This window comes from Oliverpabstia intestinalis (assembly GCF_009696065.1).
In the GTDB taxonomy this organism is placed as follows: domain Bacteria; phylum Bacillota; class Clostridia; order Lachnospirales; family Lachnospiraceae; genus Oliverpabstia; species Oliverpabstia intestinalis.
On the sequence record NZ_VUMS01000008.1, the window covers coordinates 35,442 to 56,432 of the forward strand.

A 20,991-nucleotide genomic window follows, 5' to 3' on the forward strand; every position below is an offset into this window, starting at 1 on the left:
ACTCTTTTTCCTATCCCAGAAACCCATGGATCGTCTCCAGCAGTGCGGTAAGAATCGGCATACTGATCGCCAGTACTGCCAGGCGTTCGTAGATCTCGATCTGTCCCGCTACTGCGGAATAGCCCGCATCCTTACAGATTCCTGCCGAGAACTGACCGATATAGGTGATACCGATCATTTTCATAAGGATATTCATATATGTAGTATCTACAGGTACATATTGTTGTATTTTTTTCAGGGATTCATACAGATAACTGAACTTTCCCACCGCAAATGCCAGAATAAAGAGTCCGGCCGCCATTGTCAGATAAACCGAGTATTCCGGCTTTGCTGTTTTCATAAAGATCGCAGCCAGTACACAGGCGATACCCGCCGCACCGATCCGGATAATTTCCATATCGCCATCCTCCCCGCCTGCCTACAGGGCAAATAATTTTTTTACGGTTTCAAAAAGATCATAAATATAAGGGAGTACCCAAAACAATACCAGCACAAGCCCGGCAAGACTGGTTAAAAACGCCTGATCTTCCCGCCCGCTGTGTTTTAACACAAGGCTCAGGACGGATACCAGAATCCCCACTGCACCGATTTTAAATATAATCCCGACTTCCACAACCGCCTCCCGTCTCAGATAAGGATCACCACCAGAAAGGCTCCCCCCAGGATCCCGAGGCTTTGCCACACTCTTTTCTGTTCCGGCAGCTGATGCCGCAGTTTTTCTTCCCGCATTGCAAGTTCTGTCCTTCCGCTCTCAAGAAGCTGTATCTGCATCTTTGCATCCAGATATCCAAGATGCCCGAGGGTCTGTAAAAACAGGTCCCAGTCTTCTTCCCGGAGACTGGTTTTTTCCCGCACCGTCTGCTCCTGCTCTTTCAGGATCCGTACAAAGGTTTCGCCGGTCTGCTCTTTCAGCCGTTTCGCAACAGATTGCAGATATTCCCGAAAGGGGGACGCCACTTTCTCGCTGATCCTGGAAAATGCTTCCGGCAGTGTATTTCTCGCATAGGAAATTTCACCGATCAGGCAGCTGATGATCAACTGTAATATCTGCAAGTCTTTGATCCGCTGCTGATACTGTCTGCTCCTCCAGTTTCCCATGCCCCAGCCGGCGAAAAATACCAGCAGAGCACCGCTGACCTTTAACACACAGATCTCTGCCTCTGGTACAGGCAGGTTCCCCGTTCATCATAGATTTCCCGGACTTTTCCAATCTTTCCTGCCGTTTCTTTTTGCAGGATGATATAGCGTTCAAAAACATGTTCTTTTATCAGTCGTTCCAGCAGCGGTTTTTTCTGGATCTCATCGATCGAACTTCCGTGAACCGTTGCCAGAAGTTTGCATCCGCTGTTTAGTGTCATCTCGATGGCACGGATATCTTCATAATTGCCGATCTCATCCACGGCGATCACCTGCGGAGCCATTGAGCGAAGCAGCATGACCATCCCTTCCGCCTTGCTGCAACAGTCCAGCACATCGGTACGGATTCCCACATCGTTTTGCGGAATTCCCTGATAACTGCCACCAATCTCTGACCGTTCATCCACCACGCCTACCGTATTGCCCGGGAAGGTCTCCCAGCCATCAGAAATCTGTCGTACCAGATCCCGCAGCAATGTTGTTTTCCCACAGCCCGGTGGGGAAATAATGAGTGTATGACACAGTTTTCCATCTTCCGTCACATACGGAATCACCATATCCGCACAACCGGTAATCTGGTGTGCAAACCGGATATTGATGCAGGAAATCTGGGAAAGTCCTTTTACCTTCTGCTCTTCCATGATCGCTTTTCCAGCCACACCAACCCGATGCCCACCCTGTATCGTCAAAAATCCCTGTTTTAATTCCTCTTCATAAGCATAGAGGGAATATGTTCCTACCGTCTCCATGGTTCTTCGGATGTCTTCCTGTGATACGATACATGCCTGTTCCCTATGTCTCGTCAGAAATCCCTGCTCTGCCACAAAATATTCCTGTCCGTCCTGCCATAAGATCAACGGTTTCCCTGCCCGAAGACGAATCTCCTGTAACCCCTGTGGATTCCAGTACGCCTGCTGTAAGATTTTTCGGATACGCTCCGGAAACAGACGGATAACTTCCTCCCGTTTCATGTACATCACCTCTTACCTTTACTATATGTGGACAGACTGTAAATAGAACTATTTCCCCACGCAAATCATACCGGAATACTCATCCGGCATCGTCAACTGGTAAAAGATGCATTCCTCGTAAGAAATCTCGCACAACTCCCTGCGGATCCCATCCCCGGTAAACTTCAGATAGCTTTCTTTTTTTGTCCAGATCTGAAACAGAAAATCCTTTTTTCCTTTCTCCGTACCCGCCTGCATAAAAGTTTTCCACTCATCCGGTGTACAGATTTTTCTGGCTGTCTGTTCCAATTTTATTTCTCTGTGATACTGGATATCAATCCCCACAGGGACATTTCCCAGCACACAGGCGATCCATTCTCCCGAATGGCTGATATTGAAAAAAAGTTCCGGATGCAGACGCAGATATGGTTTTCCCGTCTCTGTTCGCATTACCGAATCGGTCTCTTTCTCCAGATCATACGCATATCTTGTTTTTATCATTTCTGCTAACAGACGATATCCCGACCGGGACTGTTCTTTCTTCTCTTCCGGTGTTTTTCCACTGACCTGTTTCATCCAGACTTCTGTCTGCTGATCCGGGGACTTCCAAAAAACATGTGCTTCATTTGCATTATTTTCCATTTTTCTGCCCTCCGTTGCCACGCTTCGGTGCTTCTTCCAGTTCCACCAGAAAACGGGAAGGTTCCATCTTCTTTCCGAACCTCTCCTCCACTGCATACAGATGCAGTTCTTTCTTTGCTCTTGTCATGCCGACATAGAACATTCTTCGTTCTTCTTCGATCTCCGGATCCAGAATCGCTTTCTGATATGGCATACAGCCCTCGTTGACATCCAGAATATACACCCTCTCAAATTCCAGTCCCTTGGCACTGTGCAGGGTCGATACAACGATTCCCTCCTGCCGGCGCACTTTCTCCGACTGTTCTTTGAGTTTTTCTTTGTACGCATCCATGGAATCAAACCATTCCTGAAATGTTTTATACCCTTTTGCGCTCTCCTGGATCTCCCGCAGAAGATCATACAGTTCTTCCACTTTGATCTTCCTATACTGTGCATATTCTTTCAGGAACTGGTCATAGCCGATCCCATACCGGATATAATTAATAGCTGCAAACGGTGCCATATTTTTCATCATTTTCAGATCATGCTCGAACTTCTCGATCCGGTCACACATCCATTCTTTTCCCTCGTAAAACTGATACAGAATCTCAAATGGCACTTCTTTCTCATAAAATGCTTCCCTGGACAGATATCGGTTCGGACGGTTCATGACGGCAAGAAAATCCTTTCTCTCCCGACCGCCCATTGCCAGACGCATATAAGCAACCATATTTTTTGCCAGCCAGTGTTCGTACAGATTCGGCAGGACATCCCTCATGGTAAACGGAATGTTGTACTCCATCAGCCGTTCCACTGTCATTCTGCAATTATGATTGGTACGGAATAGAATCGCAATCTCTTTGTGCGGACACCCTTCCGCCAGATCCTTCTGAATCTGCTTTAACAACCAAGTCGTCTCCTCGCTCTCATTTTCAAATGTCCGTATCTCGAGCGGTTTTCCCTTATCATTTTCCGTAAACAACTGTTTTTCATATCTCGCATCATTCCAACGGATCACATTCTGGGATTTTTCTACTATTTCTCCGGTACAGCGATAATTCTGTTTCAGGATCACCTGCTTCAATTGTGGAAAATCCTTCGGAATCTGCAGCATGATCTCCGGTCTGGCTCCACGGAACCGATAGATCGACTGGTCATCGTCACCTACCAGAAACAGATTATTCTCCGGAAGTGCCAGAAGCCGGACAATATCATATTGCAGCTGGTTGACATCCTGAAACTCATCAATCAGGATATACCGGAACTTTTTCTGCCATGCCTGCAAAATATCCGGATGTTTCTGAAATAATTGGTAGCAGTACACCAGCAGATCATCAAAGTCCAGCAATCGTTTCCCGTGCAGCCGTTTTTCGTATGTCTCATAGATTTTCCGAAACTGCTCATCCGGACAGCTTGCCGAATAATAGTGGCTCAACGGGATCCGACCGTTTTTTACCGTGCTGATCTCTCTTGCCAGCGATTCCAGCAGGTCATTTTCGTCTTCCATCTGCAGGGAAGAATTCTGTAAAATCTGTCGTAAAATCTGATATTTTATTTCTTCACCGGCGATATTTGCCGATGTGATACCGTACGCCTGCCGGAGAATACCGTAAAAGATTCCATGGAATGTACCAAAAGTCACCTGACTTTTTTCCACTCCGCACAGGTGTAAAAATCGCTCCCTCATCTGTCCTGCTGCCGCCTTGGTAAAGGTGACCACCAGGATAGATGAAGGAGCGACCTGATAATTCTGAATCAGTTTACGGGTACGGCGGATAATAACTTCCGTTTTGCCGGATCCCGGTCCGGCAAGTACAAGCATCGGACCATCTTTATGTTCCATTGCCTGCTGCTGTTCCCTGTTAAACTCCATTCTTTCCCTCCATATGGGAATTATTCTGCTGCTTTCGTCAGCTTGTAACCGTGAGGGATTCTGGCAGAACCATGCCAAAACACCTCGCGGAATACTACCTGCTGCATAGTTAGTTCAGTTTGTCAATGGCCGCCTGGATTCTTACAAGACTCTCTTCTTTTCCGAGTACTTCCAGAATCTCTGTGGCGCCTGCCGGTGTCATCTGTTTTCCGGAAAGAGCGGTACGGATCGGCCACATCACATAACCAACTTTGTAACCATGCTCTTTTGCGTAAGCGGAAAGCATCTCAAACAGTGCATCGTTGCTGAAATCTTCCTGTGCCTCCAGTAACGGCTGTACTTCCCTGAGTACCTGCAGAGAAGTTTCTTCATTGGTTTTCATCTTTTTATGCACATACATGGATGTCTCATATTCCGGTACCTTTTCAAAGAAATCCACCTGATCTTTGATATCCGGAAATACTTCGATTCTTGTTTTTACCATAGCAGCGATCTTGTGGAAGTCCAGATCTCTTGTGATCACTTCTTTCAGATACGGCAGAGCCATCTCATAGAATTTGTCATCCTCCATCTTCTTCATGTATTCGCCGTTCATCCAGCGAAGTTTTACCATGTCAAAAACTGCAGGAGATTTGCTGATTCTGTGGTAATCGAATTCTTTTACCAGTTCTTCCAGAGAGAAGATCTCATTGTCGGAAGACGGACTCCATCCAAGAAGTGCCACAAAGTTTACGATTGCTTCAGTCAGGAATCCCTGATCCAGCAGATCTTCATAAGAAGAATGGCCGCAGCGTTTGGACAGTTTCTGATGATCTTCGTTTGTGATCAGCGGGCAGTGGATGTATTTTGGGATCTCCCATCCAAATGCTTCATACAGACGGTTGTACTTCGGTGCAGAGGACAGATATTCGTTTCCTCTTACTACATGAGTAATTCCCATCAGATGATCATCGATAACATTTGCAAAGTTGTAGGTCGGATATCCGTCAGATTTGATCAGAATCATATCATCCAATTCGTTATTTTCTACTGTAATATCTCCGTACAGCTCATCATGGAAAGTTGTGGTTCCTTCGGTCGGCATATTGATACGAATAACGTATGGTTTTCCTGCTGCCAGGTTTGCCTCGATTTCTTCTTTGGACAGATGCAGACAGTGTTTGTCGTATACGGTGATCTCTTTTCCTGCTACTTCTGTCTTCAAACTTTCCAGACGTTCTTTATCGCAGAAGCAATAGTAAGCGTCTCCCTGCTCGATCAGTTTTTTTGCATATTTCAGATACAGACCCTGTGCCTGTCTCTCACTCTGCACATAAGGGCCTACACCCCCATCTTTGTCCGGACCTTCATCATGTACCAGACCCGTCTTTGCCAGAGTACGGTAGATGATATCAAGTGCACCTTCCATAAAACGTTCCTGGTCGGTATCCTCGATACGCAGCATGAACTTTCCGCCTTCATGTTTTGCGATCAGATATGCATATAATGCCGTTCTTAAGTTTCCTACGTGCATTCTTCCGGTAGGGCTTGGTGCAAATCTTGTTTTTACTGTGCTCATAATATTTCGCTCCTGTTTTATAATGTAAATGTCCCGGATTGCTGTGTGTTTTGCACACGCACGATCCTTATCCTATTCAAGGTAAAAGGTGTGGAATTAATCCTCCACACCTTTGTTTTTTAAGTATTCAATTATGTCTCCGACGGTTTCCACATCTGACAATTCCTCTGCCGGAATCTCCAGTCCGTATTCTTCTTCCAGAGCCATAACCAGTTCAAATAAATCCAGTGAATCTGCTCCCAGATCATCTTTAAATGAGGTGTCAAGACCAATTGTCTCACCATCACAGTTCAACTGCTCTGCAATAATCTCTCTCATTTTTTCAAGCATATCTTTTATCTCCTTCATAAAGCATTTTCGACTTTACGCCTTTGTTTAACGAAAGTATATCTATTATAAAATCATTTGTCAACCCATTCAGGAAAATATGCAAAAAACTTTATTTCTCTGTTACTGTTCCCTCTATTCTCAGTAACACGCTTCGCAGTGCACAGAATTTATGCTGTTTCTGCCTCCGTGATGTCTTCTCCCGTCGTCTGGATCCTTCCCGACACACTCAGGGCAATTCCCATCTCTGCCATCAAAAACAGGATCGACGTACCTCCGTAACTGACAAATGGAAGCGTGATACCGGTTGTAGGCATCAGATTCAATACTACGCAAAGGTTCAGGATTACCTGCAATGCAATATGTACAAAGATTCCTGTCACAACCAGCGTTCCATAAAGGTCCGGCGCATTCTGCGCGATAAAAAACAGCCGGTATAACAGATACCCAAACATCAGCAGTAATAATGCCGCACCGAAAACTCCCAGTTCCTCACATACAATCGAAAAGATCATATCATTCTGCGCCTCAGGAATCGTTCCCAGCTTCTGCGCACTGTTGCCAAGTCCTTTTCCGAAAAAGCCGCCGCTTCCGATTGCATACAGTCCCTGCAGCACCTGGTAGCCGCCGGATGACATATTGGCCTCCGGATGCAGCCAGGATAAGATTCTTCGGATACGAAAGTTATCACTGGTAGTCATCGTCATACCCATGTAAGCAATGACACTTCCTGCCACCACGCTGGTACCGAGAGCCAGTACAACAAAAGGCTTTGTTTTCGGATGTGCAATAAAAATCATAACGACGGCGATTCCTCCGATAATCATACCGGTACTCAGATTATCCGTAAAAACAAAAGCCGCACCCGCCTGTATCATACCAAAGATCAGCAGCCAGATTACTGCCCTCAATTGCTTTACCTGTTTTCCCATCTTGATAACAAGTATAGGCATATAAATAATAATCGCTATCTTGGCTATCTCTGCCGGCTGAAACTGAATACCCAGCTTTAACCATCGTCTGGAACCATAGGCTTCCACTCCAAATGGAGTAAACCGCACCATCGCCATCAGTACAACTGATATCAGGTACAAAGTTCCTGCGAATGGAATCATCAGATGATAATCCCATTTTGAAATAAAGATGGCAACAGCGATCGCTCCCACACTGATCAGTGCCTGCCTGCGGAAATAATACATATCATCTCCATGAAATTTCATCTGTGCTTCATACGCACTGGTACTGTATAACATAATCAGCCCGAAGCAGATCAGCAGAATTACAATCGCAAGAAGATTATAATCATAATATGCCCCCCGGTTGCTTTTCTTTTTTCTTCTTTTTTTCTCTTTTTGTTCCATGTAATACCCTCATTTCTTTCCATGCTCCCCTTGAGCGTGTCTGAAAATGATTTTCCTATATACCTCTTCCACGCTCCGGTATCCTGCCGGAGGTTTCAGCCGGATATCTTTGTTAAGTATATCACTATTAAAAAGAGAAAAAAACCCCCAGACATCTCTTTTTTTATGTTTCTGAGATGTCCGGAGGTTCTGTTTTATCTAAGGAGAATGTTTACTTTTTATTCTACATCCTGCAGTGCATCCGTATCTTCTTCACCGGTGCGGACTTTTACGACTCTGTCAACATTGTATACAAAGATCTTGCCATCGCCGATATGTCCGGTATACAGAACTTTCTTTGCAGCTTCGATGACCTGATCGACCGGAATGCTGCTGACTACCACTTCTACTTTTACTTTTGGAAGCAGGGTTGCATCGATTTCAACACCACGGTATTTCTCGCCGGCACCTTTCTGAACGCCACAGCCCATAACCTGTGTAACGGTCATACCGGTGACACCCAGATCGTTCATAGCTTTTCTCAGTTTGTCATATCTTGACAGTTTCGAGATGATAACTACTTTATACATACCGGTATCTGCTGCTGCCGGAGCTTTTACTACTTTAACTGCTGCATTTTTCTGTGCATCAGATGCTGCTTTGTAATCATCTGTACCAAGGTTTGTATTTTCATTGACATCCATCATCATGGTGTTGGAAACATCCATGATACTGAATCCTGAGTAAGCAGATGCCAGACCATGTTCCATTGCATCCAGACCTACGATTTCCTCTTCCTCGGTAACTCTCAAGCCTACAACAGCACGGATCACAAGGAAAGTGATGGTGATTGTTACTACGGTCCATGATGCTACTGCTGCAAAACCGATCAGCTGTTTTCCAAGAAGAGTAAATCCACCGCCGTAGAATAGACCGACCAGATCATCATTTCCAGGTGCGGATGTGGTTGCGAACAAACCAACGGAAATAGTTCCCCAGATACCATTTAAGCAATGAACTGCTACTGCACCAACCGGGTCATCTACACGTAATACATAGTCAAGGAACCATACACCGAATACTACCAGCAGACCTGCTACGATACCGATAATGATTGCTCCCAGAGCATCTGTAACATCACAAGGAGCTGTAATAGCTACCAGACCTGCCAGAGATGCGTTCAGACACATAGATACATCTGGTTTTCCGTAACGAACCCAGGTAAAGATCATACAGGTTACGGTTGCGATCGCCGGAGCGATGGTTGTTGTTACGAAAATAGAACCAAGCTGTTCCACAGATGTTGCTGCTGCGCCGTTAAATCCATACCAGCCAAGCCACAGGATAAATACACCAAGTGCACCGATTGCCAGGTTGTGTCCCGGAAATGCATTGACTTTTGTGATTTTTCCGGATTTATCTTTCGTGAATTTTCCGATACGCGGCCCAAGAATCTTGGCACCGATCAGTGCGGAGATACCACCTACCATATGAATCGCACAGGATCCTGCAAAATCATGGAATCCCATCTGGGCAAGCCAGCCGCCGCCCCAGATCCAGTGTGCTTCGATCGGATAAATCAGTGCGGAGATCACACCGGAGTAAATACAATAGGATAAGAATTTTGTTCTTTCAGCCATAGCTCCGGAAACAATAGTTGCGGTTGTTGCACAGAATACCAGGTTGAATACGAAGTTAGACCAGTCAAAATCTGCATAACTTGTAAAAATATCAAATCCCGGCTTTCCGATCAGCCCTACCATATCTTCTCCCAGTAACAGGCTGAAACCTATCAGGATAAAGGTACAGGTACCAATACAAAAATCCATCAGGTTTTTCATGATAATGTTACCAGTGTTTTTCGCTCTGGTGAAACCTGCCTCTACCATCGCGAATCCTGCCTGCATCCAGAATACCAGTGCAGCACCGATCAGGAACCATACGCCAAATACCTGACCGTTCAGAACTTCCATAATTTCTTCTGTCATACTTTTGTCCTCCTCTTTCTTTGTAATGAAAAAAGCGAAACAACGACGCTTTGCTTCTATATATAATATAAGATAAGAAGCTGCAAAACGCCGTTGTTTCGCTTTTTTCAAGCCCTGCCGTATCATCGAAAACAGAGTGTGCGATTTTCTTTAATACGACAAAAGGCACTACGGATGTTTTTCCATAGCGCCTTTGCTTTGTATGGGTGTATCTTACACCTTAGTTTCTATCCTGTCAATAAAAATTTTATAGTTTTTTTATATTTGTCACTTCTGTCTATTTTCCATAAATTATTATTTTAATTTTCTACATTTTTACTGTACACATTCTCCCTGACAATCGCATGGTTCCCGTGTCAGCCCGATATCAAAGCTCGGATTCATCTGGTAGAAGTTCTTACTGTTCAGCTGATCCTGGAGAGACTGGAGGGCTTCACCGAACCGTTGGAAGTGTACCACTTCTCTCGCCCGCAGGAATCGGATCGGGTCCGCAATCTCCGGAATATCCCGCACAACCCGCAGGATATTGTCATAGGTGCTCCGTGCTTTCTGTTCCGCAGCCATGCTCTCAAACATATCCGTGACCGGATCGCCCTTGGACTGGAACTCACAGGAGTTAAACGGAATCCCTCCCGCCGACTGCGGCCAGATCCCTACAGCATGATCCACATAATAATCCGCAAATCCCTGGTTTTCAATTTCTTCCACAGTGAGGTTTGCAGTCAGCTGATGAACGATCGTGGATACCATTTCGAGATGTCCGAGTTCTTCTGTCGCTACATCGGTAAGAACCGCCATGCAGACACGGTTCGGAGCGGTGAAACGCTGGGAGAGATAGCGCATCGAGGCACCGATCTCGCCGTCCGGGCCACCGTATTGTGTTGCAATAATCTTCGCGATCCGTGCATCCGTTTTCGTGATATTTACCGGATATTGCAATCGTTTTTCATATATCCACATACACTAACACCTGCCTTTCCCGGATCTTTCCCATGGCCATGGCTGCATCATCCATTCCCATGAATGACAGTCGGTCTCATCGATCAGATCCATTGTCAACGGTCCGAAACGTCTGGCATATTCTTCCATCGCTTCCCGGCGTATCCCTGCCTGTTTATGGTAGTATGCCATGGCCTCCTGATCCTGTGGGTGAGTGTCCATATAAAGCAGGGTATCATAAGCTGCAAATGCCGACTGCCCGATGGTTTCCATCAGCTGTGCTTTACTTCGTTCTCCCTGGCAGGTACAGTTATTTCGTCCCATCATCGCCTGCATCCGCCTCCTTTTCCACAAAATGGTTTACAAAGTTCCGGGAAAATTGTTCCGAGCTGAAATCCACGGGCAGGTTCATATACCTTTCCAAATTTCTGCATTGGCACATATGCCATTGCCAGCGGAAGCTTCTGCAAATGTTCCTGTACGGATGTTTCCTGCATACGATCACATATATTTGTGCAGGTTTTACTGGTAGAATCCATCGGAATCATCGATTCTCTGTTTCCTGTCATATTGCCACAGGTCCGGTTTCTGCAATTACCGGAAACATTCCGGCAATTCATACGATAGGAATCCATTCTCTTCTCCTTACTTCTGAGTTTTGTTTCTCTTTATCATATGAATGTGTGCAAATTTTCGTGTTTCCGTCCTGTTCTACTTCGTCTTATTTATGATACAGTCGCCTACCATATCCGCTACTGCCAGTGCTCCGTCTTTGTTCAGACGAACACCGTCTTCCTGATACCATTCCGGATGTTTCTGACTGTAGCTGTATAGATCCAGAACCGTCAGCTTATTCTTTTCACCAATGGTTTCGATCACATTTTTAATTTCTTCTACTCTTTTTGCCCTCTCTTCCATCTCTGTGCTTCCATCAGACTGTATCATCGGCGGCGTGACCAGCCAGATTTCCGGACTGCTCTTTAAATCCTGATAACCTTTGATCAGGGATTGATAATCTCTCTGAAACGTATCGATATCCGTCCAGTTTTCCTCTGTAGTATCGTTTGTTCCAAGCATCATAACAACAAGATTGGCTTTATATTCCGTACTGCTCTCATAGCGTTCTTCCTTTGTATACGGCTTTTTACTCTTTTTCTGAACCGCAGCGCCTTCCACACCGAAATTACCGATCCGATATTTTTTTTCTGCCTGTTCCATGTATTTCTGTAACTGTACCGGGTAACAGTTATCTTCCCGCTCTTCCACAGCAGTTCCAAAAGTTAATTCATCCCCTATACATGCCACTTTTAATTTTTGCTGATCCGCTGTATTTTGCATCAGATTCCAGAAAATCAATACAACTGCTACCAGTCCAAAGGCAACAGCCCGCTTTTTCTTCTTCTGTTGTTCCATTTTTCTGCTCCTTTCTGCTACTGTCTTTTTCTATTTTGTGATATCTTTTTCTTTCTGTCAATTTCATTAAAAAATACTGTCATTTTTTACAACAGATTTTACTTTTCTCCATCAATTTTCTCCATATTGTTTCTTGCATTTTTTCTCCATGACTCTTAGAATACGTATGGTTACTGATTTGTAATCATTTCACTTTTATATAGAAAGGATTCCTCATGGACACTACTGTAAAGGCAACTGCCGTATCAGGTCATCAGCGTGAATATCTGTTTGACAATTATAAAGTATTATTGATTCTTCTGGTAGTCATCGGTCACTTTATTGAACCGAGCAATGATCAGAATCCGTTCCTCTACGAATTAAAATGGGGAATCGTGGCGTTCCACATGCCCGCTTTTATCTTTATTTCCGGATATTTTTCCAAACGGATCCCATCCTTAAAAAAAATGCTTTGTGGACTGGTCATTCCCTATTTTGTATACGAGATTCTTTATTATCTTTTATACACCTTTATACTGGACAAAGAGACCGGCTTTTATTTTACAAGGCCGAAATTTTCCCTCTGGTATCTGATGGCACTGTTCGCCTGGAGACTGTTGTCTCCTCTGATTGAGAAAATTCCAGGCTGCATGGTTTTGTCAGTCATTGCCGGACTTCTTATTGGATTCACTGATTTTGGAAATTTTCTTTCCATTCCGCGTATTCTGTTTTTCTTCCCGTTCTTTCTTGCCGGGAAAAAATTTGATTCTTCTTCCCTCGCACGTTTTCGGAACCGGAAGGGATATCTGTGTGCTCTGACCATCCTGGGAAGTTTTGCCGTCTTTTTATTTACTGACAAGTACCATCACCGTCTGAATCAGAAGATTTTCTATGGACGATACTCTTACGCAGATATGGATATGAGTTCCGTCGAAGGCGTACTTGTCCGCATCGGCTGTTATCTGATCTCTTTTCTTCTGATCTACCTGTTCATGCTGGTACTTCCGACCGAAAAGAAATCCTACTCTTATCTGGGAGAGCGTACCATGGCAATCTATATCTTTCACGGTTTCGTCTACAGCTGCCTCAAATACGGTTCTTCTATTCTGACTTCGGTTGAGAGCAATCTGGAATGTCTGTATCTGCTGACATTCTGCTTCTTCCTGGTGTGGTTTTTATCAAGAAAACCTTTTGTATTATTTACAAATAAGATCGCCCATCTTTTCTGATGCGCGATCTTATTTTAATTTACGCTAAAGCGTGTCAAGGCATATTCTTTGTTACTTTACAGAAAATTAGTTTCCACTTTTCTGCGCTTCAATCTGTTCCGCCAGATCGTTGAGATACACCCAGCGATCCATTTTTTCTTCCAGTTGTGCTTCCGCAGCTTCTTTTTCCCGCATAATTTCTGCCAGTTTTCCGGAATTCGTCGCATTTTTTACCATATCGTCGTTCAGCTTTTCGATTTTCTCCTCTAACACTGCTATATCATCGTCTATGGTCTCATACTCTCTCTGTTCTTTATAAGTAAACTTCAATTTGGTCGGTCGGTTCTGCTTCCAGTCCTTTCCGGTAGATCTTTCTTTCTTCTCTTTTTCTCCACCCGGCACACTGGATATTGCTCCCGTCTCTCCGAATCTTCGCTCTTTCGCTTCCCGATAGTCCGTATAACCGCCCTCGTACTGACGCAGTGTTCCGTTTCCGTCAAATTCAAAGATGCGATCCACTATATTATCCAGAAAATACCTGTCATGAGAAACCGTGATTACAATACCGGAAAATGCATTCAGATAATCTTCCAGAATCGTAACCGTCGGGATATCCACATCATTCGACGGCTCATCAAGAATCAGTACATTTGCCCCGCTGACCAGCACGGACAGCAGATACAGCCGCCGCTTTTCTCCACCGGAGAGTTTGGAAATCGGAGTGTACTGCATATCAGGCGTGAACAGGAACCGCTCCAGCATCTGCGACGCACTGATTCTGCCGTCTCTTGTCTGCACATACTCTCCTATCTCTTTCACATAATCGATCACTCGTTGATTACTGTCTTTGATTGGCAGTTCTTCCTGTGCCAGGTATCCGATCTTGATCGTCTCTCCTACTTCCACATGACCTTCATCCGGCTGTTCAAGTCCTGCCATAATCTTTAACAGGGTAGATTTTCCACAACCATTCGGACCGACGATTCCGAGACGCTGATTTCGAAGAACAGTATATGTAAAATCCTTCAAAAGCAACTGATCACCATATCGTTTGGTCACATTATACAACTCAATTGTCTTCTTACCCATCCGGGTTTCTACAGAATCCATCTCCACAACCGCATCACTGATTGGTGTTTTTCCCTGTTTTAAGGCTTCCAGTCGATCCAGTCTTGCTCTCTGTTTCGTGCTTCTGGCACGGCATCCGCGTTTCGCCCATTCCAGTTCCATCCGAAGGATGCTCTGACGCTTCCGCTCACTGGCAAGTTCCATCTCTTCTCTCTCCGCCTTTAACTCCAGGAACCGAGAGTAATTGGAATCATACCCATACATATTCCCTCGGCTGATCTCCAGAATCCGATTAGACACTTTATCCAGAAAATACCGGTCATGCGTAACCATCACCAGCACTCCTTTATATCCTTTCAGATATTCTTCCAGCCAGTTGATCATCCCTTCATCCAGGTGGTTTGTAGGCTCGTCCAACAGTAACACATCAAAATCCCCCGCCAGCACCTTCGCCAGCGCAAGCTTTCTCCGCTGTCCTCCCGAGAGATTCTCCACCTCCTGCTCCGACACTTCGATTCCAAGCTTCGTCATATTACTCTGCACCAACCAGTCCTTATCTCCATTCCCGCTTAGCACATACGAAGCCACCGTAGCCCCCTTCGGAAAATGCGGACTCTGTGGCAGATAAGCAATCTTCAATCCATTCTGCCGAATAATCTGTCCCTGATCCGGTTCCTCCTCCCCTGCGATCATCCGCAACACTGTAGACTTGCCGGTACCATTAATCCCCACAATACCAATCTTATCCCCCTGCTGAATCCCAAACGAAGCATCCTCAAAAATAACCTTCTCACCAAAAATCTTACTGATATGCTCAATATTAATAATATTCATTCAAAACTCCTCATCAATCCTAAAATCATAACAGCACTATCTTACCATCTTTTCTCCCACTTTTTCAAGAGTCCCGGCTCTTCTTTTCTAGTGTCTGCCAAAACACAGCTAGGACACGGGACTCCAAGGTCGGCAAACACTTTGTGGGCGTTTAGGGCAAGCTTTAAGATCCAACGCTTACGCAGGCTTTCGCGAGGGTCAGCCGGCCCTCGTGAACGATAGCCGAAGTTAGCGGCTAGCTTAAAGTTGCCCTGCCCACGTTTGCCGACCTTGGAGTCCCGTGTCCTGGCGTCCCCTTTGCCAATACAAAAAAAGAAGCCCCACAAGATCTCTGATAAACTCAAAAATCTTGTGAGACTTTCTTCTATTTTTCTAAAAAGGAATCCTACCCAATCTTAAACCGGATAAGCCCCATTCTTACTATCCGCTACAGTAGCATCAACCTTAGTCTGCTGAGCCTCTCTATATTTAAAGAAGTCAGTAGCAACCTGTGGGAACAGAGCGTAAGACAGAACGTCCTCGTCCTGCTCAGACCACTGAGCCATCTCGCCACGCAGAGTATCCAGTTCGTCCGGAATCAGATCTGCAGGACGGCAGGTAATCGGTTCTTTATCGCCGATACATTTCTTCTGAACCTCTTTATTGAACGGTTTAACAGTCTTTCCATATTCACCGGAAAGAACAGCCTTAGTCTCTTTTGTAACCATTTTGTATCTTTCGCCCATCAGCACGTTAAATACAGCCTGTGTACCAACAATCTGAGAAGACGGAGTAACCAGAGGCGGCTCACCCAGGTCTTTTCTTACTCTCGGAACTTCTTCCAGAACATCGTAGAACTTATCTTCTGCATTCTGTTCTTTCAGCTGAGATGTCAGGTTAGACAGCATACCACCCGGTACCTGATACAGCAGAGTTTTGATATTAACACCCAGGTTCTTCGGATTCAGCAGACCGCTGTCCAGAGCCTCGTCACGGATCGGGCGGAAGTAGTCAGCGATTTCAGCCAGAAGTTTCTGATCCAGACCTGAATCATATGGAGTACCCTTGAAGGTTTCTACCATAACCTCTGTAGCCGGCTGAGAAGTACCCAGCGCAAATGGAGAGATTGCAGTATCGATCACATCAACACCAGCCTCAACAGCTTTCATATAAGTCATGGAAGCCACACCGGAAGTATAATGTGTATGCAGCTGAATCGGGATCTTAACAGTCTCTTTCAAAGCTTTTACCAGTTCTGTTGCTTTATAAGGAAGCAGCAGACCAGCCATATCTTTGATACAGATAGAATCCGCACCCATCTCTTCGATCTCTTTTGCAATGCTTGTCCAGTATTCCAGAGTATAAGCATCACCCAGTGTGTAAGACAGTGCAACCTGTGCATGACCTTTTTCTTTGTTTGCTGCTTTTACTGCTGTCTGCAGGTTTCTCATATCATTCAGACAGTCAAAGATACGGATGATATCAATACCGTTTGCGATAGATTTCTGTACAAAATATTCTACTACATCATCTGCATATGGACGATATCCCAGGATGTTCTGTCCACGGAACAGCATCTGCAGTTTTGTGTTTTTGAATCCGTCACGGAATTTACGAAGTCTTTCCCATGGATCTTCCTTCAGGAAACGCAGGGAAGCATCAAATGTTGCACCGCCCCAGCACTCTACAGAATGATAACCTACTTTATCCATAGTATCTACGATCGGCAGCATCTGCTCTGTTGTCATTCTTGTTGCAATCAGAGACTGATGTGCATCACGCAGAATTGTTTCAGTAATTTTAATTGGTTTTTTAGCAATATCTGTCATAGTCTTATCCTTTCTTTCTATTATACCCGGCTGCGGACATGGCAGCCCGCATCGGGATCTGTGGCTTTTGTATTACCGTATTATACTCCGAATACAGCCATGAAAGTTCCGGCCGCTACTGCGGTACCGATAACACCTGCTACGTTAGGTCCCATAGCATGCATCAGAAGGAAATTGGTCGGATCTGCTTCCGCACCGACTTTCTGGGATACACGGGCTGCCATAGGAACGGCAGATACACCGGCAGATCCGATCAGAGGATTGATCTTTCCACCGGACAATTTGCACATGATCTTACCAAAGAGAACACCACCGGCTGTACCAACACAGAATGCAACCAGACCCAGAAGAACAATCTTCAGAGTATCTACGTTCAGGAATGCTTCTGCGCTTGTAGATGCACCTACGGAAGTACCCAGCAGGATAACTACGATGTACATCAGCGCGTTGGAAGCTGTCTCTGTCAGCTGTTTTACAACACCACTCTCTTTGAACAGGTTACCAAGCATCAGCATACCTACCAGAGGAGCAGTTGTAGGAAGGATCATACAAACTACGATTGTGATAACGATCGGGAATAAGATCTTCTCCAGTTTGGATACCGGACGAAGCTGTTCCATCTTGATCTTTCTTTCTTTTTCAGTTGTCAGAAGTTTCATGATTGGCGGCTGAATGATCGGAACCAGGGACATATAAGAATATGCTGCCACGGCGATCGGTCCCATCAGTTCTGTCTGGCCCAGTTTACCTGCCAGGAAGATAGAGGTCGGACCATCAGCTCCACCAATGATAGAGATTGCAGCTGCTGCTTTTCCGTTGAATCCCAGGAAAATAGCCAGGAAGTACGCGCTGTAGATACCCAGCTGTGCTGCAGCACCAAGAATAAAACTCTTCGGGTTGGCGATCAGCGGACCAAAGTCTGTCATCGCACCAACGCCCATGAAGATCAGGGACGGTAGGATACTCCACTCATCCAGGATGAAGAAGTAATGCAGAAGACCACCAGCATGTTCGATACCCATAGCATCTACGTAAGGATCTGCCATAATATCCGGATAGATGTTAACCAGCAGCATACCGAATGCGATCGGCACCAGCAGCAGTGGCTCAAATCCGTGTTTGATTGCCAGATACAGGAATACCAGCGCAACCAGGATCATAACATAGTTGCCCCAATCCAGGTTCATGAACGCAGTCTGTTCCCATAAGTTTGACAATGTATTCATTATACTCATGTTTTTAACCTCCCGTTGTTGAATTCAGCAAGTCGTCGCTGTTTGGGAATTTACATTGTCTGCAAATTCAGTCTTAGTTTAAGGATGCCAGAGTAGCACCAGCTTCAACTGCATCACCAACAGCAACGTCAATGCTTGCAACGGTTCCGTCCTGCGGAGCAACAACCGGGATTTCCATCTTCATTGCTTCCAGGATGATCACTGGATCACCGGCTTTTACAGCCTGTCCAACGCTTGCTTCTACTTTAAATACTTTTCCGGCTGCTCCGGCTGTGACTTTTACAGAACCAGCGGAAGCTGCAGGTGCTGCTGCCTTCGGAGCTGCTGCAGGTGCTGCCTTCGGAGCTGCAACAGGAGCTGCTGCAGGTGCACCGCTTGTCTGTCCTTCTTCAACAGTTACATTGTATACATTGCCATTAACAGTAATAGTATAGTTTTTCATGTGATATTCCTCCTATGCTCAGGCTCTCTGCCATTTACTTCTGTTTACTTTTTTAATGGAACGAACCACAAAGCTGTCTGTGGATGTGTTCTCAGATGCAGCGATTGCTGCGGAAATAACTGCTACCAGTTCCAGATCATCTGTCAGGTCTTCCTCTACAGGTGCTGCAACAGGTGCTGCCGGTGCAGGTGCTGCTTTTGGTGCTGTTTCTTTCTGTCCGATTTTTCCAATATATTTGAATAAGGAAATAACAAAGATCAGGAAGATCAGAACCACGAATACGCAGCCGACACCCATAATGGTATTGACAGCGGCACCGCTTAATTTCATTCCGGTAGTTTCAACTTCGGAAATAGTCATATAAGCAGGAACCATCTGGTCATAATCACTGCTGTAGTTGAATACAACTTTGATTTCTGCATCACCTTTGTCAAATTTTGCCGGAATATCAACAGTTACCTGTCCTTCTTCACGGTCAATATCTGTTGTCGGGGTTCCCATTTCCTCATATTTACCAAGTTCGTTTTCCTGGTTCATCCATGCTGATACTGCAAGTCTGGTAAATGTGTCTCTGTTTGCAGTCATCTGATTCAGAGTTTCATCATCGAAACCTGCAAGAGATTCTACTGCACTCTGAGATACCTCTGCACAGTTTGTTACCATATCATCGGTAATCTGCTGATAAGCAGCTGTTTCTTCTTTTTTACCGCAGGCAGTCAGAGAAAATGCACAGATTGTAACCAGCATCAGACTGGCAATTTTTTTCCATCTCTGCTTCATTTATGCTCACCTCATTATACTGTTCCGTGTTTTTTGCTTGGACGATCCTCTCTCTTTGTATAAAGCATCTCGAAAGCACCGATCACATATTTTCTTGTATCCTCAGCTTCGATAATAGTATCTACATATCCTCTTCTTGCTGCGGATTCCACGCTGGACTGCAGGGTTGCATATTCAGCAGCTTTCTCATTGATCGTAGCTGCATCAGAATCTGCGTACATGATCTTTGCTGCCAGTTTTGCATCCATCATTCCGATCTCAGCGTTTGGCCATGCATAAACCATATCTGCTCCGATAGATTTGCTGTTCATAGCCAGGTAAGCGCTTCCGTAAGCTTTTCCTACGATCACGTTTACTTTCGGTACAGTAGCATCTGCGAATGTATAAGTCAGTTCTGCAACTGCTTTTGCCATGTTTGCCTCAGAGCATTTTGTTGCTTTGAATCCGGTAACGTTTGTCAGTGTCAGAACAGGAATGTTGAAAGCATCACAGAATTTTACAAAATCTGCTGCTTTTCTCGCTCCTCTTGCAGATAATACTGCATCCATGGACTCTGTCAGGTTACCTTCTTCATCATAGATCTCTGTTCTGTTTGCAACAGCACCTACAGTGGAACCGTTCAGCTTGATAAATCCACAAACCATATCTTTTGCATAGTCTGCTTTTACTTCAAAGAATACGTTGTTATCGCTGATCTGGGACAGTGCGATAGACGTATCTCCTGCACAATTTGCCAGATCTTTGCATACTCTGTTCAGATCATCTGTGCATTCTTCATAAGACATATCATCTTCGTTGTTTGCAGGAAGCATAGTTACCAGCGCACGGATCTGTGCCAGGACATCTTCTTCGCTTCCTTTGAAATCTACCAGACCTGCTTCTTTTGCCTGATATGCAGCTGTGGAAGTGTCACATTTGGAGATTTCATTTCCTTCGATGGCGTTTGGAGAATTGACAAATAATTTTGCTTTTTTCTCTTCCATCAGAGTAAAGTCGGTCAGTGCCGGAATCATAGCCATTCCGCCTCCACAGGTTCCGAAGATACCTGTGATCTGTGGAATCACACCGCTTGCTTTTGTCTGCTGCATGTAGATCTCACCGAAACCGTTCAGTGCATCGGTTGCTTCCTGCAGACGCATACCTGCGCAATCGATCAGACCGATCACAGGTGCACCTGTCTTCATTGCGAAATCATACAGTCTTGCAATTTTCTTTGCATGCATCTCACCAACAGTTCCGTTCAGTACGGTAGCATCCTGGCTGTATACATACACCAGACTGCCGTCGATCACACCATATCCGGTGATAACACCATCTGACGGGGTTTCTTTTGCAGATAAGTTGAAATCTGTACTTCTTGCAGTAATCTGTCCACCGATTTCAACAAAACTGTTTGCATCAAGCAAAGAGGCTATCCTTGTGCTTGCTGCGCTTTGTGCTGTATTGCTCATACTTCAGCCCTCCATTTTTATAAAAAATTTAAGTGAAAAC

At 45.0% G+C, this 20,991-nt stretch carries 21 protein-coding genes; 1 reads left to right on the forward strand and 20 read right to left on the reverse strand.

Annotation, left to right across the window (positions count from 1 at the left end; translation table 11 throughout):
* Positions 1–10: 10 nt before the first annotated feature.
* From FYJ57_RS05500 to FYJ57_RS05565, 14 genes are all read right to left on the reverse strand, one after another.
* Entirely contained in the window at positions 11–397 is a 387-nt protein-coding gene (locus FYJ57_RS05500) for a SpoIIIAC/SpoIIIAD family protein (RefSeq protein ID WP_106492274.1), read from the reverse strand.
* Between the two features lie 21 nt (positions 398–418).
* Positions 419–613 (reverse strand): stage III sporulation protein AC, encoded by a 195-nt coding sequence (gene spoIIIAC / locus FYJ57_RS05505; RefSeq protein WP_022173058.1) that lies wholly within the window; start codon positions 611–613, stop codon positions 419–421.
* Between the two features lie 14 nt (positions 614–627).
* The gene (locus FYJ57_RS05510) at positions 628–1,146 is read right to left on the reverse strand and encodes a stage III sporulation protein AB (RefSeq protein ID WP_154431908.1); all 519 of its coding nucleotides are present in this window, start codon (positions 1,144–1,146) and stop codon (positions 628–630) included.
* The gene (gene spoIIIAA / locus FYJ57_RS05515) at positions 1,140–2,108 is read right to left on the reverse strand and encodes a stage III sporulation protein AA (protein ID WP_154431910.1); all 969 of its coding nucleotides are present in this window, start codon (positions 2,106–2,108) and stop codon (positions 1,140–1,142) included. The genes FYJ57_RS05510 and spoIIIAA overlap by 7 nt, the downstream gene beginning before the upstream one ends.
* Positions 2,109–2,156: 48 nt before the next feature.
* The gene (locus FYJ57_RS05520; RefSeq protein WP_205839921.1) at positions 2,157–2,729 is read right to left on the reverse strand and encodes a 4'-phosphopantetheinyl transferase family protein; all 573 of its coding nucleotides are present in this window, start codon (positions 2,727–2,729) and stop codon (positions 2,157–2,159) included.
* Positions 2,719–4,581, reverse strand: a complete 1,863-nt coding sequence (locus FYJ57_RS05525) for an ATP-dependent helicase (protein ID WP_154431914.1) — start codon at positions 4,579–4,581, stop codon at positions 2,719–2,721. The genes FYJ57_RS05520 and FYJ57_RS05525 overlap by 11 nt, the downstream gene beginning before the upstream one ends.
* Positions 4,582–4,690: 109 nt before the next feature.
* Positions 4,691–6,139, reverse strand: a complete 1,449-nt coding sequence (gene gltX, locus FYJ57_RS05530; RefSeq protein WP_154431916.1) for a glutamate--tRNA ligase — start codon at positions 6,137–6,139, stop codon at positions 4,691–4,693.
* 96 nt (positions 6,140–6,235) lie between these two features.
* Positions 6,236–6,469 carry an acyl carrier protein gene (gene acpP / locus FYJ57_RS05535; protein ID WP_022173064.1) on the reverse strand — a complete coding sequence of 78 codons (234 nt, stop codon included), beginning with the start codon at positions 6,467–6,469 and terminating at the stop codon, positions 6,236–6,238.
* A 167-nt stretch (positions 6,470–6,636) separates the two neighbouring features.
* On the reverse strand, positions 6,637–7,827 hold the full coding sequence (locus FYJ57_RS05540; RefSeq protein ID WP_022173065.1) for an FtsW/RodA/SpoVE family cell cycle protein: 1,191 nt from the start codon (positions 7,825–7,827) through the stop codon (positions 6,637–6,639).
* A 218-nt stretch (positions 7,828–8,045) separates the two neighbouring features.
* On the reverse strand, positions 8,046–9,794 hold the full coding sequence (locus FYJ57_RS05545; protein ID WP_154431918.1) for an ammonium transporter: 1,749 nt from the start codon (positions 9,792–9,794) through the stop codon (positions 8,046–8,048).
* Between the two features lie 315 nt (positions 9,795–10,109).
* Positions 10,110–10,754: a manganese catalase family protein gene (locus FYJ57_RS05550; protein ID WP_154431920.1), complete on the reverse strand. Its 645-nt coding sequence runs from the start codon at positions 10,752–10,754 to the stop codon at positions 10,110–10,112.
* A gap of 3 nt (positions 10,755–10,757) precedes the next feature.
* Positions 10,758–11,060, reverse strand: a complete 303-nt coding sequence (locus FYJ57_RS05555; RefSeq protein ID WP_022172169.1) for a spore coat protein CotJB — start codon at positions 11,058–11,060, stop codon at positions 10,758–10,760.
* Positions 11,057–11,368, reverse strand: a complete 312-nt coding sequence (locus FYJ57_RS05560) for a spore coat associated protein CotJA (protein ID WP_227750400.1) — start codon at positions 11,366–11,368, stop codon at positions 11,057–11,059. The genes FYJ57_RS05555 and FYJ57_RS05560 overlap by 4 nt, the downstream gene beginning before the upstream one ends.
* A 76-nt stretch (positions 11,369–11,444) precedes the next feature.
* Positions 11,445–12,146 carry a GDSL-type esterase/lipase family protein gene (locus tag FYJ57_RS05565; RefSeq protein WP_154431922.1) on the reverse strand — a complete coding sequence of 234 codons (702 nt, stop codon included), beginning with the start codon at positions 12,144–12,146 and terminating at the stop codon, positions 11,445–11,447.
* A gap of 215 nt (positions 12,147–12,361) precedes the next feature.
* Between FYJ57_RS05565 and FYJ57_RS05570 the strand changes: the two genes are divergently transcribed.
* The gene (locus FYJ57_RS05570; RefSeq protein ID WP_118617778.1) at positions 12,362–13,354 is read left to right on the forward strand and encodes an acyltransferase family protein; all 993 of its coding nucleotides are present in this window, start codon (positions 12,362–12,364) and stop codon (positions 13,352–13,354) included.
* Between the two features lie 66 nt (positions 13,355–13,420).
* On the opposite strand, the gene FYJ57_RS05575 is transcribed toward FYJ57_RS05570, so the two are convergent.
* The 6 genes from FYJ57_RS05575 to FYJ57_RS05600 form a co-directional block, all read right to left on the reverse strand.
* Positions 13,421–15,235: an ABC-F family ATP-binding cassette domain-containing protein gene (locus FYJ57_RS05575; protein ID WP_154431923.1), complete on the reverse strand. Its 1,815-nt coding sequence runs from the start codon at positions 15,233–15,235 to the stop codon at positions 13,421–13,423.
* Between the two features lie 395 nt (positions 15,236–15,630).
* Entirely contained in the window at positions 15,631–17,043 is a 1,413-nt protein-coding gene (locus tag FYJ57_RS05580) for an oxaloacetate decarboxylase subunit alpha (protein ID WP_154431925.1), read from the reverse strand.
* A gap of 80 nt (positions 17,044–17,123) precedes the next feature.
* Positions 17,124–18,278 carry a sodium ion-translocating decarboxylase subunit beta gene (locus FYJ57_RS05585; RefSeq protein ID WP_117523449.1) on the reverse strand — a complete coding sequence of 385 codons (1,155 nt, stop codon included), beginning with the start codon at positions 18,276–18,278 and terminating at the stop codon, positions 17,124–17,126.
* A gap of 73 nt (positions 18,279–18,351) precedes the next feature.
* A complete protein-coding gene (locus FYJ57_RS05590; RefSeq protein WP_106492287.1) occupies positions 18,352–18,720 on the reverse strand; it encodes a biotin/lipoyl-containing protein in 369 nt (122 codons plus the stop codon).
* A gap of 18 nt (positions 18,721–18,738) precedes the next feature.
* Positions 18,739–19,500, reverse strand: coding sequence for an OadG family protein (locus FYJ57_RS05595; protein WP_154431927.1), 762 nt, complete (start codon positions 19,498–19,500; stop codon positions 18,739–18,741).
* A 14-nt stretch (positions 19,501–19,514) separates the two neighbouring features.
* Positions 19,515–20,951 carry an acyl-CoA carboxylase subunit beta gene (locus FYJ57_RS05600; protein ID WP_117523453.1) on the reverse strand — a complete coding sequence of 479 codons (1,437 nt, stop codon included), beginning with the start codon at positions 20,949–20,951 and terminating at the stop codon, positions 19,515–19,517.
* Positions 20,952–20,991: the final 40 nt, after the last annotated feature.